This is a genomic window from Paucilactobacillus vaccinostercus DSM 20634 (assembly GCF_001436295.1).
Classification (GTDB): Bacteria; Bacillota; Bacilli; order Lactobacillales; family Lactobacillaceae; genus Paucilactobacillus; species Paucilactobacillus vaccinostercus.
This window is the reverse complement of record NZ_AYYY01000011.1, coordinates 50,709-65,185: the sequence shown is the minus strand read 5'-3', so window position 1 is coordinate 65,185 and position 14,477 is coordinate 50,709. Positions and strand designations below refer to the sequence as shown.

20 protein-coding genes are annotated in these 14,477 nt (G+C 40.5%); 1 reads left to right on the top strand and 19 read right to left on the bottom strand.

The genetic code is table 11. The annotated features are described in order from the left end of the window. Positions 1-21: 21 nt before the first annotated feature. Positions 22-708 carry a response regulator transcription factor gene (locus FC26_RS03415; protein ID WP_057777813.1) on the bottom strand — a complete coding sequence of 229 codons (687 nt, stop codon included), beginning with the start codon at positions 706-708 and terminating at the stop codon, positions 22-24. A 349-nt stretch (positions 709-1,057) separates the two neighbouring features. Here FC26_RS03415 and adhP point away from each other — a divergent pair, with 349 nt between their 5' ends. After that, positions 1,058-2,074, top strand: coding sequence for an alcohol dehydrogenase AdhP (adhP, locus tag FC26_RS03410; RefSeq protein WP_057777812.1), 1,017 nt, complete (start codon positions 1,058-1,060; stop codon positions 2,072-2,074). Positions 2,075-2,308: 234 nt separating this feature from the next. Here adhP and rpmF read toward each other — a convergent pair whose 3' ends face one another. The 18 genes from rpmF to mutM all read right to left on the bottom strand — a co-directional run bounded on the left by rpmF (position 2,309) and on the right by mutM (position 14,457). After that, positions 2,309-2,488 carry a 50S ribosomal protein L32 gene (gene rpmF, locus FC26_RS03405; RefSeq protein WP_057777811.1) on the bottom strand — a complete coding sequence of 60 codons (180 nt, stop codon included), beginning with the start codon at positions 2,486-2,488 and terminating at the stop codon, positions 2,309-2,311. A gap of 45 nt (positions 2,489-2,533) precedes the next feature. After that, positions 2,534-3,094: a YceD family protein gene (locus tag FC26_RS03400; RefSeq protein WP_057777810.1), complete on the bottom strand. Its 561-nt coding sequence runs from the start codon at positions 3,092-3,094 to the stop codon at positions 2,534-2,536. An 81-nt stretch (positions 3,095-3,175) separates the two neighbouring features. Further along, complete coding sequence (locus FC26_RS03395) at positions 3,176-4,321, bottom strand: nucleotidyltransferase (protein WP_057777809.1); 1,146 nt, start codon at positions 4,319-4,321, stop codon at positions 3,176-3,178. Positions 4,322-4,345: 24 nt separating this feature from the next. Continuing rightward, positions 4,346-5,086, bottom strand: coding sequence for a class I SAM-dependent DNA methyltransferase (locus FC26_RS03390; protein WP_057777808.1), 741 nt, complete (start codon positions 5,084-5,086; stop codon positions 4,346-4,348). Then, positions 5,083-5,439 carry a ribosome silencing factor gene (gene rsfS / locus FC26_RS03385; RefSeq protein WP_057777807.1) on the bottom strand — a complete coding sequence of 119 codons (357 nt, stop codon included), beginning with the start codon at positions 5,437-5,439 and terminating at the stop codon, positions 5,083-5,085. The genes FC26_RS03390 and rsfS overlap by 4 nt, the downstream gene beginning before the upstream one ends. After that, positions 5,429-6,007, bottom strand: a complete 579-nt coding sequence (gene yqeK / locus FC26_RS03380; RefSeq protein WP_057777857.1) for a bis(5'-nucleosyl)-tetraphosphatase (symmetrical) YqeK — start codon at positions 6,005-6,007, stop codon at positions 5,429-5,431. Before yqeK ends, rsfS begins: the two co-directional genes overlap by 11 nt. A 34-nt stretch (positions 6,008-6,041) precedes the next feature. After that, positions 6,042-6,677: a nicotinate-nucleotide adenylyltransferase gene (locus tag FC26_RS03375; RefSeq protein WP_057777806.1), complete on the bottom strand. Its 636-nt coding sequence runs from the start codon at positions 6,675-6,677 to the stop codon at positions 6,042-6,044. A 12-nt stretch (positions 6,678-6,689) separates the two neighbouring features. After that, a complete protein-coding gene (gene yhbY, locus FC26_RS03370) occupies positions 6,690-7,001 on the bottom strand; it encodes a ribosome assembly RNA-binding protein YhbY (protein ID WP_057777805.1) in 312 nt (103 codons plus the stop codon). Between the two features lie 16 nt (positions 7,002-7,017). Further along, complete coding sequence (yqeH, locus tag FC26_RS03365; protein ID WP_057777804.1) at positions 7,018-8,145, bottom strand: ribosome biogenesis GTPase YqeH; 1,128 nt, start codon at positions 8,143-8,145, stop codon at positions 7,018-7,020. Continuing rightward, positions 8,138-8,668, bottom strand: coding sequence for a YqeG family HAD IIIA-type phosphatase (locus tag FC26_RS03360; RefSeq protein ID WP_057777803.1), 531 nt, complete (start codon positions 8,666-8,668; stop codon positions 8,138-8,140). Before FC26_RS03360 ends, yqeH begins: the two co-directional genes overlap by 8 nt. 152 nt (positions 8,669-8,820) lie before the next feature. Then, on the bottom strand, positions 8,821-9,174 hold the full coding sequence (rplT, locus tag FC26_RS03355; protein ID WP_057777802.1) for a 50S ribosomal protein L20: 354 nt from the start codon (positions 9,172-9,174) through the stop codon (positions 8,821-8,823). 41 nt (positions 9,175-9,215) lie between these two features. Beyond that, complete coding sequence (rpmI, locus tag FC26_RS03350) at positions 9,216-9,410, bottom strand: 50S ribosomal protein L35 (RefSeq protein WP_057777801.1); 195 nt, start codon at positions 9,408-9,410, stop codon at positions 9,216-9,218. Between the two features lie 21 nt (positions 9,411-9,431). Then, complete coding sequence (gene infC / locus FC26_RS03345) at positions 9,432-9,944, bottom strand: translation initiation factor IF-3 (RefSeq protein WP_083483736.1); 513 nt, start codon at positions 9,942-9,944, stop codon at positions 9,432-9,434. A 223-nt stretch (positions 9,945-10,167) separates the two neighbouring features. After that, positions 10,168-11,100 (bottom strand): primosomal protein DnaI, encoded by a 933-nt coding sequence (dnaI, locus tag FC26_RS03340; RefSeq protein WP_057777800.1) that lies wholly within the window; start codon positions 11,098-11,100, stop codon positions 10,168-10,170. Between the two features lie 2 nt (positions 11,101-11,102). Continuing rightward, positions 11,103-12,506, bottom strand: a complete 1,404-nt coding sequence (locus tag FC26_RS03335) for a replication initiation and membrane attachment family protein (RefSeq protein ID WP_057777799.1) — start codon at positions 12,504-12,506, stop codon at positions 11,103-11,105. Positions 12,507-12,523: 17 nt separating this feature from the next. Further along, entirely contained in the window at positions 12,524-12,988 is a 465-nt protein-coding gene (gene nrdR, locus FC26_RS03330) for a transcriptional regulator NrdR (RefSeq protein WP_057777798.1), read from the bottom strand. 31 nt (positions 12,989-13,019) lie between these two features. Further along, positions 13,020-13,619 carry a dephospho-CoA kinase gene (gene coaE / locus FC26_RS03325; protein ID WP_057777797.1) on the bottom strand — a complete coding sequence of 200 codons (600 nt, stop codon included), beginning with the start codon at positions 13,617-13,619 and terminating at the stop codon, positions 13,020-13,022. Then, on the bottom strand, positions 13,612-14,457 hold the full coding sequence (gene mutM, locus FC26_RS03320) for a bifunctional DNA-formamidopyrimidine glycosylase/DNA-(apurinic or apyrimidinic site) lyase (protein ID WP_057777796.1): 846 nt from the start codon (positions 14,455-14,457) through the stop codon (positions 13,612-13,614). Before mutM ends, coaE begins: the two co-directional genes overlap by 8 nt. Positions 14,458-14,477: the final 20 nt, after the last annotated feature.

Here is a 14,477-nt window from a genome sequence, read left to right as displayed (position 1 = left end):
CATTTCCCCGCTTACGATTTATTATGACCGAATAACGTATCCCGTACCACGTACAGTTTGAATGTAGCTTCTTTCACCGGCACGATCAATTTTGTTTCGTAGATAACGAATATAGACATCAACAACGTTAGTTTCAACTTGCGATTCATAACCCCAAACACGTTTTAACAATACATCTCGTGACATGACGACATTCACATTTTCCATCAAGATAAGTAAAAGTTCATACTCACGTTTCGTTAAGTTAATAACATCTTTGCCGCGACGAACTACCCTGTTTTCTTTTTCAATTGTTAAATCGCGGTAAGTGACGGTTGTTTTAGGCGTTTCATTGCCCCCACCTTCGATATGAATCCGCCGTAACAATGCTCGTACCCGCGCCAACAGCTCTTCAATTGCAAATGGTTTAACAATATAGTCATCTGCCCCATGGTCCAAACCAGATACACGGTCAATAACTGAATCACGTGCTGTCATCATTACAATAGGAGTACTTTTCACTTCACGTACCCGTCGTGCTACTTCAATACCGTTCAATTCTGGCAACATCAAATCTAGCAAAATTACATCGAAATCTTGTTCCAACGCTGCATCTAACCCAGCGCGTCCGTCTAATTCAACATCTGTTTCATAACCCTCATGCTGCAATTCAAGTTCTACGAAACGTGCTAAATTTTCTTCATCTTCAATTATTAAAATTCTACTCATGAGTCTTTCACTCCTACTTCTTGATTCTTTAATTTATACTAATTATTTTTCACATACATTAAATATTCTATCATAATTACCTAACCAAACATAGGATATCAGAGCTATTTTCATAATTTGCATTTCTTTTACCTATAAAAATAAGTGATACAGATAACAACGTCCTAATTATGTGAATCAACGATTAATAGTTGAACTGTTGCTAAATCAACTACACAAGGGAAATAAACCGGTTTATTTTTCCGAAATGTGTAGAATTTCACTTGCAAATAATGAAAAAATTTGCTAAGCTCTACGTGTAATATATCTAGTGAGGATATAAATTCTAATTCTGAAAGAGGTTAAAACAATGAAAGCTGCTGTTGTGCGTGACTCAGTTGATGGTTATGTTGATATTATTGAAAAGGAGCTCCGTCCCCTCGAACATGGTGAAGCACTTGTAGATATTGAATATTGTGGTCTTTGCCACACTGATCTTCACGTTGCTAATGGTGATTTTGGTAAATTCCCTGGTCGCGTAATTGGGCATGAAGGTGTTGGACGCGTCAGCAAGCTAGGTGCCGGTGTTACAAACCTAAAAATCGGTGATCGTGTATCAGTTGCTTGGTTCTATGGTGGATGTGGCCACTGTGAATACTGCCTTACAGGACGTGAAACACTTTGCCGTAACGTCCGTAATTCTGGTTTCACGGTTGATGGTGCCATGGCACAGCAATGTATCGTTGACGCCAACTATGCCGTTAAAGTTCCAGATGGTTTAGATCCTGTTGAAGCCAGCTCAATTACTTGTGCCGGTGTCACAATGTACAAGGCTTTAAAAGTTGGTAATACTAAGCCTGGCGACTGGGTATCAGTTGTTGGTGCTGGTGGCCTTGGTAACTTGGCTATTCAATATGCTAAAAATGTTTTCGGTGCCCATGTTGTCGTTGTTGATGGTAACCCTGACAAGTTGGCTGCTGCTGAAAAATTAGGTGCCGATGTTTTAATTAACCGTCACGATGGAAATGTTGCAGAACAAATCCAAGAAAAAGTCGGCGGTGTCAACAATGCTCAAGTTACTGCAGTTAATGCAAGTGCCTTCACTGCAGCCGTTGATTCATTGCGTCCTGATGGCCGTTTGGTTGCTGTTGCCCTCCCTCAAGGTAACATGGAGCTTAACATCGCTAAGACCGTTCTAGATGGTATCCAAGTGGCTGGATCACTTGTTGGTACTCGTCAAGATTTAGCTGAAGCCTTCCAATTTGGTGCTGAAGGTAAAGTTCACCCAATCGTTCACACTCGTAAGTTGAGCGAAGTTAATGATATCATTGATGAAATGAAAGCCGGCAAAATTGTTGGTCGTGAAGTCGTTGACATGTCACTTTAATCAAAATAGAAAAGGCCGAAAGGCCTTTTTTTATTTTGATTGTATTTCACGATCGACACTAGATTGAGATTCGACATTAGCTATTTAATCACCTACACCTTGATTCCCCAATGAAAATAGCAGACGGACAAAACGATATTTTGCCCATCTGCTATTTTAGTAAGCTTTTTATATAACAACATAAAAAAACGATATTCAGGTCCGGCGCCATGAATATCGTTTTAAATTAAATAATTACTTGTTTGTGTCAACTACTTGCTTACCATCATAATACCCACAACTTGGGCATACCATGTGTGACTTACGTAGTTCACCGCAGTTTGGACAAGGAGTCAAACCAGGTACATTAAGTTTAATGTGACCACGACGCATGTCACGTTTTGTTCTTGAAGTCTTACGTGCTGGGACAGCCATTATGCCACCTCCTTCATATAAATTTGTCCACTAATAATAAGTCTGCTAATCATTATCATGCTCCTGATCAGGAAATAATTCTTTTAACTTAGCAAGACGTGGATCAACTTTTTTAGGCTCTGTCTTCTGCGATTCATATTCACTTTCAGATATAACTTCCCAACCATTGCCAGCGGGGAACGTTGCATCATCTTGTTTTTCATCATCAGACAGAACTTGCATTGGAATCTCTAAAACAATGTTCTCAGCAACCGCCTGATCTAAATCAAGTGGCTCATCCTCATCCAATACAATTACCGTTTCACTACCATCATAACGTTCAAGATGAGATTCATCATCGAGATAAAACTCCGTAAACTTAAACGAAATCGGTAACTTAACCGGCTGTAGCGAACGCGTCGATGGCACAGTCAGTACCGTATCAACTGACACAGTAACCATAACATCGCCTTTTTCATAGCTTAGATATCCCTTAATTTTAACGGGATCCGCACCTAAGATATCCTCAGGAAACCGTTCGGTAAATAGCGCATTTAGATCTAACGTACGATCAAGCTGAAGTGGTTCATCCTGATACCGTTGTAGTTCATTTAATGACCATTTCATCTGTACTTCCTCCTAATGCAACACGTTTAAGTATACGCGGCTGTATTTTGATTGTCAATGTTTTTTCCTTGACACCCAGTGCTAATCTTGAATAATTGGTTGCCGACGCATGTCCTGTAATTCGGTACGGTTAAGCTGTTCATACATCTTACCCGCACGATAATCTAGATTAGCAAGGCCATTTTTCAGTTCTCGATTCATTCGAGCCACAATTGGAACTGTTGCTTGTTTCTTAATTTCATGTAAATATGTTTGGCCATGTCGATTAAATCCCAGAATACGGATATATGGGCTTTCAAAATGTGCTTTCATTTCGGCATCTGTAATTTGTAGCAGCACATACAAACAGACTCGAATCAATCGTGAATACGTATATCTTTTAGTCTTAACTTCATGAATGAACTCATCAAAATTTTCGGCCGTTTCTGCGACTGCTTTCATTCTAAACTCAAGCCCTTCAGCCATCTGATAAATCGTTCCAAGTGTCTTAATTGGCGCTTGAATGAGTTGGTATCGTAAATAAGGATATAATTCATTCCAATCGGCAACACCATTCAATTCCGCCAAGTCATTGATTGTCCGTTGAGGTACGACCGTCTGATAGTTATTTCGTCGATCTTTCACAGATTCGCGAATTGCACTGGCACTTGCAATCTGGCGCTGTTCATTAATCTGTAAATCATGATAGTGCGTACCCAATCGTCGAATTGGAATAAGATCCAGTGGTGCAGCCTGCTCATACCGTGCCTTAAAGTAACCGAAAGCAAGAATATCATTAGGCTCTGTGAGTTGTACACCAGTGGCCTCTTGTAATTGTTCATTAAACACAGTCGCATATGTCGCATTATAACGATCGAACTGATTAGATTTGAATTTTGATTCAGCTCTAACCAACTTATCAAAATCCCATTCCGCGTGTTCTGCACCAAAAACCATTGATTGAATTCCCAATTCGGTCATCATTGTTATGGCGCCACTTGCAAACAAGTGGGCTGGTTGCACCGAAAAAGCAAGCGGCAATTCAACCACCAAATCCACACCATTAGCTAAAGCTTCCTGAGCCCGATGCCACTTGTCAAGAATGGTTGGTTCACCTCGTTGCGTAAAATTTCCACTCATTACAGCAACTACAATATCTGCTCGGCTTATTTCTTTAGCTCGATTAATATGATAGTGGTGTCCATTATGAAACGGATTATATTCAGCTACAACGCCAACTGCCTTCATTTCTCATTCTCCAACTCAAATTGATTAACGAACAACAAAAAACCATCTAGTTGTCGTTGATCCAATCTCACTTCTACCAAAATCAGCACTCACTTCAATCTGATTAAAACCGGCTTTTTTTAAAGCCTGAAGATACTGCTTCAGCTCATATGTTCTTTCATAGTGTTCTTCGGCTAATCGTTCATACACATCCTGATTGGGAAGTTGATTAAAAAAGGTTAGTTCATGAACAACACCATGTTCGCATTCAGAATCACCAAAACTGCGCCACAAAAAGGCAGTATCCTGATTTTCACTTTCATAATTATACATATATCCAGGATAGATAGTATCCGTTTGGTACGGCGTAATAACATCGAAAAGAAATACGCCCGCATCATTTAGGTGAGCTTTAACTTGCTTAAACGCAAGCGTCACTTCATCTAAATTATCCAAGTAACAAAACGAATCTGCAAAACAGGTAACTGCATCAAACTGCCCCATATCAGACAAATCCAACATATTCACCTGTTGCAGATCAACTGTACAATTGGCATCCTCAGCATGTTGCCGTGCAAGGCTTAACATTTCACTGGATAAATCTGCCACTGTCATGTCTAAGCCTGTCTTCGCTAACAATACGGCTAAACGACCGGCTCCGCCTGCTAGATCAAGGACGGAACTAGTCGTTTTAGAAATATGTTTTTCAACAAACTGCTGCCAATCGACATACATTTGTTCATCGAATAAATCGTCGTACAATTTTGCAAAACTAGAATAAATCATGCCTCGACCCATTGATCAATATTAACCATTGGTGCTTGCGACCATAATTTTTCTAAATTGTAAAATTGTCGTTGATCTTTTTGGAATACATGCACGATAACATCACCTAGGTCCACAAGCACCCAGTTGCCTGCTTGCTTACCTTCAACACTTTTGATGACAATGTCATTCTTATGAGCCTGTTCAACAACGGCCTCTGCAATTGCTTGTACTTGACGCTTTGAGTTAGCATCCATAATTACAAAATAATCCGCCATCACACTCACTTCCGAAACATCTAGTGCAATAATCTCTTCAGCACGCTTGCTATCAGCCGCTTTAACAGCTAATTCTAAAATTTCTTTACTTTCCATCCTTACCTCCATGACCAGCTACCCATGCATTATAAGTCTCAATGGTTTTTGGGTAGACCAGCCGATCGTTTTCAATTAAATACTGTAATGTTTGTTTTGTCTGAAAAGCCACGCCATCAGTTAAACTAGCCTTCGTCACTTTTCGGGCTTTATCGACTCCGTCAAATTGTCGGCCAGGCTCGATGTAGTCAGCCATGTAAATTACCTGTTCCAATGGTGACATGAGGGCGGCACCAGTAGTGTGATGTCGAACTGCATTAAGAATATCTTCATCCCAGACGTGCAGCTCATCTTTAATCATTTCAGCACCGACAAATCCGTGCCAGATTGCGTTCCCATACTTCAATAATTCAGGATCCATTTTCTTTTTAATAATTACCATCTTGAAATCTGTGTCTGGCCGCTGCTTCGCATAATCATGAATCAGTCCGGCAATGCTTGCCTTCTCAACATTCACATTATTCTGTTTAGCCAGTTCAATCGCAGTTGACTCGACGCGTTGTACATGTTGAAAACGTGCTTCACGTAAGTGATTGCGTAAAATCTCAAGTAGTTCCTGCCGAGACATTGGAATAATATTTTCTTTATATTCTAACTCTTGATTACTCAAAATATAAATGATGCTCCTTTATGAAGTGAATAACGGAATCTGGCACAAAATAGCGAACAGACTGGCCCTCTTTAATTCGTTGCCGAATATCAGTAGAGCTAATATCGATCATCGGAACATCAACCCAAACAACCGGATACTTACTTTCAGTTTCAAAGCCTCGACGCTGAACCCCCACAAAGGTTACCAATTTTGATAGTTCATCAATTCGATGCCATTTTGACAAATATTGAACCATGTCTCCACCAATTATAAAGTAATAATCAACATCGGGGTGTTTCTTCTTGAGAGCCACAACCGTATCATACGTATAGCTCACACCGCCGCGCTCAATTTCCGCCAGTTCAATATCAAATAACGGATTATCTTGAATGGCAAGTCGAATCATTTCAACTCTTAGTTGAGGATCAATTGCATATTTTGTGTCAACATGCGGTGGAACAACATCTGGTAAGAACATTACTTTATCCAATCCCAATGCATTTCCCACCTGATCTCCAACGATCAAGTGGCTAGTGTGAATTGGATTGAACGTCCCACCGTATAGGCCGATCCGCTTACGACGATCTTTTCTGTCAACTTGAACCACTGTTTGCGGCTCAACAATCGTATCCGCTTGAGTTTTCATTCCTACCACTTCCTAAATTTTGCTAACTCTTGTCGATAAATCACGCCGTTCTTCTTCATCTGATACCTTGAAGAGAACGAGTACCCGACCGATAATTTGCACAACTTGGATGCCTGTATTACTTTCAATAAATTCTTTTACTTCACTAGCCGTCACATCGGCATTTTGTAAAATATTAATTTTGATCAATTCTCGTTTATCCAACGCACCATCCAACTGTGCAAGCCAGTTTTCTGATAGACCACCTTTTCCAACCGCAAAAAGTGGCCGAAAATGATGTGCTTGTGCTCTTAAAAAGCGTTTTTGTTTTCCACGTAATTTCATTAATAATCCTCAATTCTTAAATCATTGCTTTACGGACAACTACTGATACACCCTTAGGTGCCCAGCCAGCTACAGTCGTATCACCGGGAATCGTAATCCATCCGAGTCCTTCAATCACTAAATCGCTCTTACTTGTTAAATGGAACTCATGCCGTTCTAGTTGTGGAAAGTCAGTCACTGCATTTTCAGCCGGTGGCGTTAGTAAACCGCCGACATGTTTTTTATAAAACTCATCCGCATTGCCCAACTTCGTTCGATGTAAATTCAAATTATTGTCAAAATAGGCCACAACCCCATTTCTAGGACCACGAACATAATCAAATCGTGCAACGCCTCCCAAAAAGATCGTCTGTTGGTCATTTAATTGGAATGTGCGCGGTTTAATCTCCTTTTGCGGTGCAACATATTTGAGTGCGCCTGCCGGAAGGACGTGGGCCATCTGATCAGGATGTATAATCCCTGGCGTGTCCACTAATTGTTTACCATCATCCAATGGAATTTCGATCTTGTCGAGTGTTGTTCCAGGGAATCGCGACGTCGTGATTAGTTCTTTGACACCTGTCGTTTGTTTAATAATCTGATTAATTAATGTTGATTTCCCAACATTGGTAACCCCGACAACATACACATCCCGATCAGCACGATATTTTTCAATTAACTCTAGCAAATCGCTGATTTGATGATTGCGTTTAGCGGATACCAGCGTAACATCAATTGGTCGGATACCAGCCAAATTAGCTTGCTGACGCATCCAGTCCATCAACTTCGTCCGTCGTAATGATCTCGGTAGCAAATCCTCCTTGTTACCAACTAGAAGAATTGGGTTATCACCTACAAAACGATGCAATCCGGGAATTAAACTACCATTGAAATCAAAAATATCAACGACATACACAATTAGTGCATTGGCATCTCGAATTTGATTGAGCAATCGCAAAAAATCATCATCGGTCAATGATACGGGTGCAATTTCGTTGTAGTGCCGAAGCCGAAAACAACGCTGACAATACAATTCATCGTTTTCAATTCCCTTTTCTACTGCAGACTTTGGTGTGTACCCAATTTGTTCTGGGTCATCCGATTGAATTGTCGCACCACAGCCGATGCAAATTAATTTTTCGTCATTGCTTAATGTTTCAGTCATTCAAATCCTCCTGCCAACTTAACGTTGGATATTTATGTTTTAACTGCCGTTTTAGAAAAATCTCAAAAAAACGATTAGGTTTAGTATTCCAAGCATCACTTTGAATCAGCGGTTTAACCAAGATACTTCTTACCCCCGCATTATTTGAGGCCACCATATCGGTAATAAGCTGATCCCCTACCATGACAACTTCCTCTTGATGCAGCCCTAATTTTCTCAGCGCACGCCGAATGCCAAACCCTAGTGGCTTCAACGCCCGAGAAATAAATGGTAAGTCTAATGTGGCCGTGGCCCGTTTAACCCGTTTATAACTATTGTTTGAAATCACAATTAACGGAATTCCGGCATCGGCTAACGACTTCATCCACTGACGAAGTTCCGGCGTACCATCTGGATTGTTCCAAGCAATTAAGGTATTATCCAAATCGGTAAATACAGCTTTAATACCGTGTTGCTTAAGTTGTTCAGGTGAAATTGAATAGACCGAATTGACCATCCAAGTTGGTTTAAATACACTAATCATGAACTATCTCCAATAAAATAATTAGGGTGGTACCGCATGTAAAATACATTCACATCAATTATACGGTTAACAAGCCACCCATTCAAACTTTAATACCTAAAAAATGAGACTAGAACAAATCAAATTGCCCTAATCTCACTTTAACTTAATTACTATTTGCTTGCTTTTTTAGCTTCATCAACTAATGCAGTAAATGCAGCTGCATCGTTAACGGCTAAATCAGCCAACATTTTACGGTTAATATCGATATTAGCCAATTTTAAGCCATGCATTAACTTGCTGTAGCTGATGTTGTTAATCCGTGCTGCAGCATTGATCCGTGTAATCCAAAGTTGACGATAATTACGTTTCTTTGTCTTACGATCACGGAATGAGTAAGCATATGACTTCATAACTTGATCTTTAGCAGTTTTGAAGAGACGGTGCTTACCGCCACGGTAACCCTTCGCTAATTTTAAAACACGTTTACGCCGTGCGTGTGTAACTGTTCCACCTTTAACTCGCATTGTGGTATCCTCCTAAATTATCTAAAAATAAAAATTTATGATTAAGCTTGGATAAGCTTCTTGTAACGTTTAACGTTCGTCTTGTCCATCATGCTAAGGCCACGCAATTGACGACGTTGCTTCTTTGTTTTGCCGTGGAAACGGTGACTTGTATAAGCATTGGCACTCTTTAATCCACCATTTGCAGTTTTCTTGAACCGCTTTGCAGCAGCACGGTTAGTCTTCATTTTTGGCATAACTATTATCCTACCTTCTCTTTATTTTTTTGAATTATCAGAGATCGGAGCTAATGTTAAGAACATGCTACGACCTTCCATTTTTGGATGTTGTTCAACTGTTGCAACATCCTTCGTTGCTTCAGCCATCTTGTTAAGGACATTACGACCAATATCCTTATGCGTAATTGCACGACCTTTGAAACGAATTGAAACTCGTACTTTATCGCCCTTGCCTAAGAACTTACGAGCATTCTTTAACTTAGTGTTAAAGTCATTCGTATCAATGGTTGGGCTCAAGCGAACTTCCTTCACTGAAATAACCTTTTGCTTCTTACGAGCTTCCCGTTGTTTCTTCTGCATTTCAAAACGGTACTTTCCGTAATCCATGATCCGAGCAACGGGAGGCTTAGCCTTAGGAGCAACTAATACAAGATCCAATTCAGCACTTTCAGCCATCTTCAACGCATCTTGCTTACTTTTTACACCTAACTGGTTTCCATCGGCATCAATTAGTCGTAATTCGCGAGCACGAATGCCGTTATTGACTATCATATCTTGAGCTATAGCAACACACCTCCAAAATTTTTAGCGAAAGACGTAGCAAAAAGGCGCGGTGCATACACACCCCGCCGATGCAGTTAATTGCTCAACCACATTCATTTCATCTCATCAGCCCAGCGATTCCGATCACTAAGGCGAGAAGCGGGTGCTTCTGCTTTAATCTTTCAACTTTTATATCATACCAAGTTCATTCAAAACTGTCAACATTAAAATTTCACTTCGGACGTCGATTATCGCCAGCCATAGTGACTTCTCGAGATAAAAACCGAATCCGCTCCATAATCCGTTTAGCTTTAAGCGCTTCTACATCACCCTTTGTCGTAACCGCTAAATGCTCTTTTTCAAACGTTGCCATATCAAAATTAGAACTAAAAAATGTTGGTAGTTCTTCTTGCATTCGATATTCTAGGATTACACCTAAAACATCATCCCGAATCCATGCGGACATTGAATCTGCCCCAATATCATCAAGCATAAGAATATTAGCTTGCTTAATAGAATTCAGCTTATCTGCCGTTCGTTCATCCGTCCCGATTGAATTGCGCATTTCAACCGCAAAGCTTGGAAAATGAAGCATTGTCGACGTGATATTGAATTTTGCTAGTTCATTCGCGATCGCACCTAATAAATAAGTCTTTCCAACCCCGAAATTGCCATATAAGTACAGTCCCGGATGAAATACATCAGGATGTTCACGGTACTGATCAACAAAGTCAATTGCCTTTTTGAGAGCGTTGACTCGCGATTCTTCATCAAAATCAAATTTTTCAAATGTCGCTTGCTTCACTAATTTGGGCATACTGATCGAGTGAACCCGCTGCTTCATCTGACTAGCTTGCTGCTGGGCCTGAAACGCCTTCGTTTGTTTGTATGAAATATCAATCAGTTGGTTGCTCACAACTAACACAGGTTCATATCCCGGCGCAAATGTTGGCTCACCCTTGGCAATTTTTTGTTTTTCATTTACAAATTCATATAGTTTGGCTTCACCACGTTCAATGCTTGTTTTATCCAATACCGCCTGGTTCGCCGTCAAAAATGCTTGAACATCCGAATCATCATAGACTGATTTCATTAATTTCTCATACGCGGGACCGAGATTACGATTTTTGAGTCGTTTTTGAATCACATCACCGATACTCTCCATCGTTATTCCTCACTTTCCTGTTGCTGTTTCATGGCTTGTAGTTGTGCTTTAATCTTGGAAACTTCATCCTCAGAAACCTTTTTGCTCTGATGTTGGTACCCTTCTTGGGCCCAATCTGGGAGTGTTTCACGAACCTGTCCGCTCTTTTTATTCACATATCGGGTACGCTTAGCTTTTTCACCGGAATTGGTAGAGCTTCCACGGTTCGAAAATTCTTTAATCTGCGTCAATGCTTCGGTAGCGGTCGTCACCTGGGCCTGTAACCACCCCGAGGCAATCGTGTCGATAAAATTTTGTGATAACGATGTGTTATTACGTTCTTGGATAACGTAATAGATCAACATATTAATGACACTTTTGCTTAAAACATCTCGTTCAATTAAGTTTCGGAGCGCATTCTCACTACTCCGAGGCACAAATCCGCCCTTTTTCCCAATAAGGATTTGTAAAAAATCATTGGGAGTATAGGTTTCACAGGCCTTAATCAGTTGTTTCTCATTGCTCGTGAGATCAGTTTTTGATGTATTAGCTGTCAATTGAGTGTCCGGAGCCACGGTGTCTTTGGACGTTTTGCTCTCATCAGAATGCTGCATCTGAAAATTGGTTGAAATTACTTTTTTGAACCGCTGTTCATCCAACTCATTATTAACTAGATCCGTACTCTCCATAATAAGTCGGGCCATCTGCGGTTCATCGATTCCATACATGACGTGTTCAGTCCGGATCAACGTCTGATGTTTATTAATTTCCTCATTACTGATGGGTTGCTTGTCCAGCAACTGTGTCAATAATTTAAAATCAAAATCAACGGCCGGAATCTGATGACTTGATCGTGGTTGACTAACCACAAACTGTTCTCGACTTTCACGAATAATACTTGGTGAGTCGGTGATCTGACTAGCATTGACATGAAACGTATCCAGAAAAGTTTTAGTTGCTTCTGTCAGTTGACTCACATCCATTGAATATTTCGTCACAGATTTAACCAGTTCATCAAACTTAGTTTCTCCAATGGCTTCAAGCAACAACACACTCAACAAATCGTCATTAACAAATGACTTAGGTGTCTGAGTTGATTGAAGTTCGTAGACAACGACTGTTCCCATCTGATCTGTTGTCTCGTACGTCCTCAATAATCCCAGTGCTTCTAGCCGACGACGAGCATTTTCTAATTCAGTAATATCAAATCCGAGTTGATCGAGTAGCCTAGTATGAGCAAGACGTGAAGAAAGCGTCGGATGCTCAGTAACCGCATTTTTTAACGCAAAAAGGAGCGCAAAAGCATTCGCTCCCATGATCGGTTGGTAAAATTCAACTAATGTCGATTGAGAGAACGTGCGGTAATCAGCAGCTAAGCAAACGATCAACCCAGTTTGTGGTTTAACCGTATCGTCTACCTTTGTCACAACGATTCCCCCTTCGATTATTTATCATGATGTTGTCCCATAATTCCCTGAAGTTCATCCATGAAGGCACTAACGTCCTTGAACTGTCGATAAACACTGGCAAAACGAATATAGGCAATTTCATCCAAATCTTTCAGTTCGTTCATTACAAACTCACCAATAACTTGACTACTGACTTCATTTTCACCGAGACCGCGAACTTTATTCTCTACTTTTCCAACAATTTCAGTTAGTTTTTCCATACTCAATGGTCGTTTTTCGGCAGACCGGACAAGGCCGCGTAATAACTTATCTCGATTAAATTCTTCCCGATTACCATTTTTCTTGATCACCAATAATGGTGTTTCTTCAAATCTTTCAAATGTTGTGAACCGGAATCCACAATTTTCACATTCGCGGCGTCTTCTAATACACCGGCCATCTTCCGTTGGCCGACTATCAATTACTCGCGAGTTATTATGATGGCAATGTGGGCAATGCATTTAGTTCACTTCCCGTCAATATTTTATAACATTATATAAACTTATAGTTTTCAAGCCATTTTACCACTTGTTCGCGGGTTTGTTCAACTGTACCGGCATTATCGATAACAACGTCTGCCCGCTTTATCTTTTCAGCCAGTGACATCTGACTATGAATTCGATTTAGTGCTTCATGCTGACTTAACTGATTTCTGGCCATTAAACGATCTAATTGCACTTGACGAGCCACCTTAACCACCATCGTAATATCCACCAATTGATTTCCATGCTGTTCAAACAACAGCGGAATTTCCAATACAATCAGTTTAGGTTTTCTCTGTTTTAGTGTCGCAACTTGTCGCTGAATTTCTGCACGAATTTTAGGTTGCATAATTTGATTCAACAAATCTAATTTTTGCGAGTTTCCAAACACTAAAGTTCCCAGCAACTGACGATTAAGCGTCCCGTCATCATTAACGTAAACCTGACCGAATTGGGCTTGAATTTCATTTAGGGCCACACTTCCAGGTTCAACGACCTGTCGGGCAACTTCATCTGCACTAATAATCGGAATGTGGTACTCTTCAAAAACACGACTAACAGTTGACTTGCCGGTTGCGATTCCACCGGTCAGCCCTAATACCTTAGTCATTTTCATTCTCCGTTAATATTTGGCAGTGCGGGCAATAAGTGGTCCCCCGTTGGGCTACCTTTATTTTTTTAAACGGTGTGCCACAACGTTCACACGGCTTGCCAGCATTTCCGTAAGCATGCAAATGATTCTGAAACTCACCTGCATTACCAAACGCATTAGTATATGAATGAACGGTAGTACCATGATGTTCGGTTGCCACTGCCAGTTCTTGAATAATATTGTCTCTAAGTTGTTCAATCTGTTCATCTGATACTAAATTGGCATGCTCCTTGGGATGGATTTTGCTCATCCAAAGAACCTCGTCCACATAAATATTGCCCAGCCCAGCGACGTTACTTTGATCCAACAAAAAGGGTTTTATCTCACGACGACTAGCATGCATAATTTTCTGTAGATATTCCACCGTCAGTGTTTCAGCCGTTGGTTCTGGCCCAATGGTTTTCAGTCCGGCCACTTGCAAAGCCTCATCATTTTTAACCAGCGTCATTCGACCAAATTTGCGAGAATCACTATAACACAATTTTGTGTCATCATCTAAGTGAAAAACTACATGGGTGTGCTTATGAATTTCTCCATCTTCGGGTAAATTATAATACTTACCTTCCATTCGTAAATGAGAAACCATTGTCATTTGATTATCAAAACGAAAAAGAAGGTATTTCCCGCGTCGATCCACATTCACAATAGTTGCACCAATCAAGGTCTCTTTGAACCACGCTATATTTTCATTGGTAATTGTTTTTTCATAGTGAATATCGATCGCAGCAATTTTCCGCCCTTTGGCAATTTTTAATAGTCCTCGGCGGACCGTCTCTACTTCTGGTAATTCAGGCATTTGTATTTTCCTTTCTCACC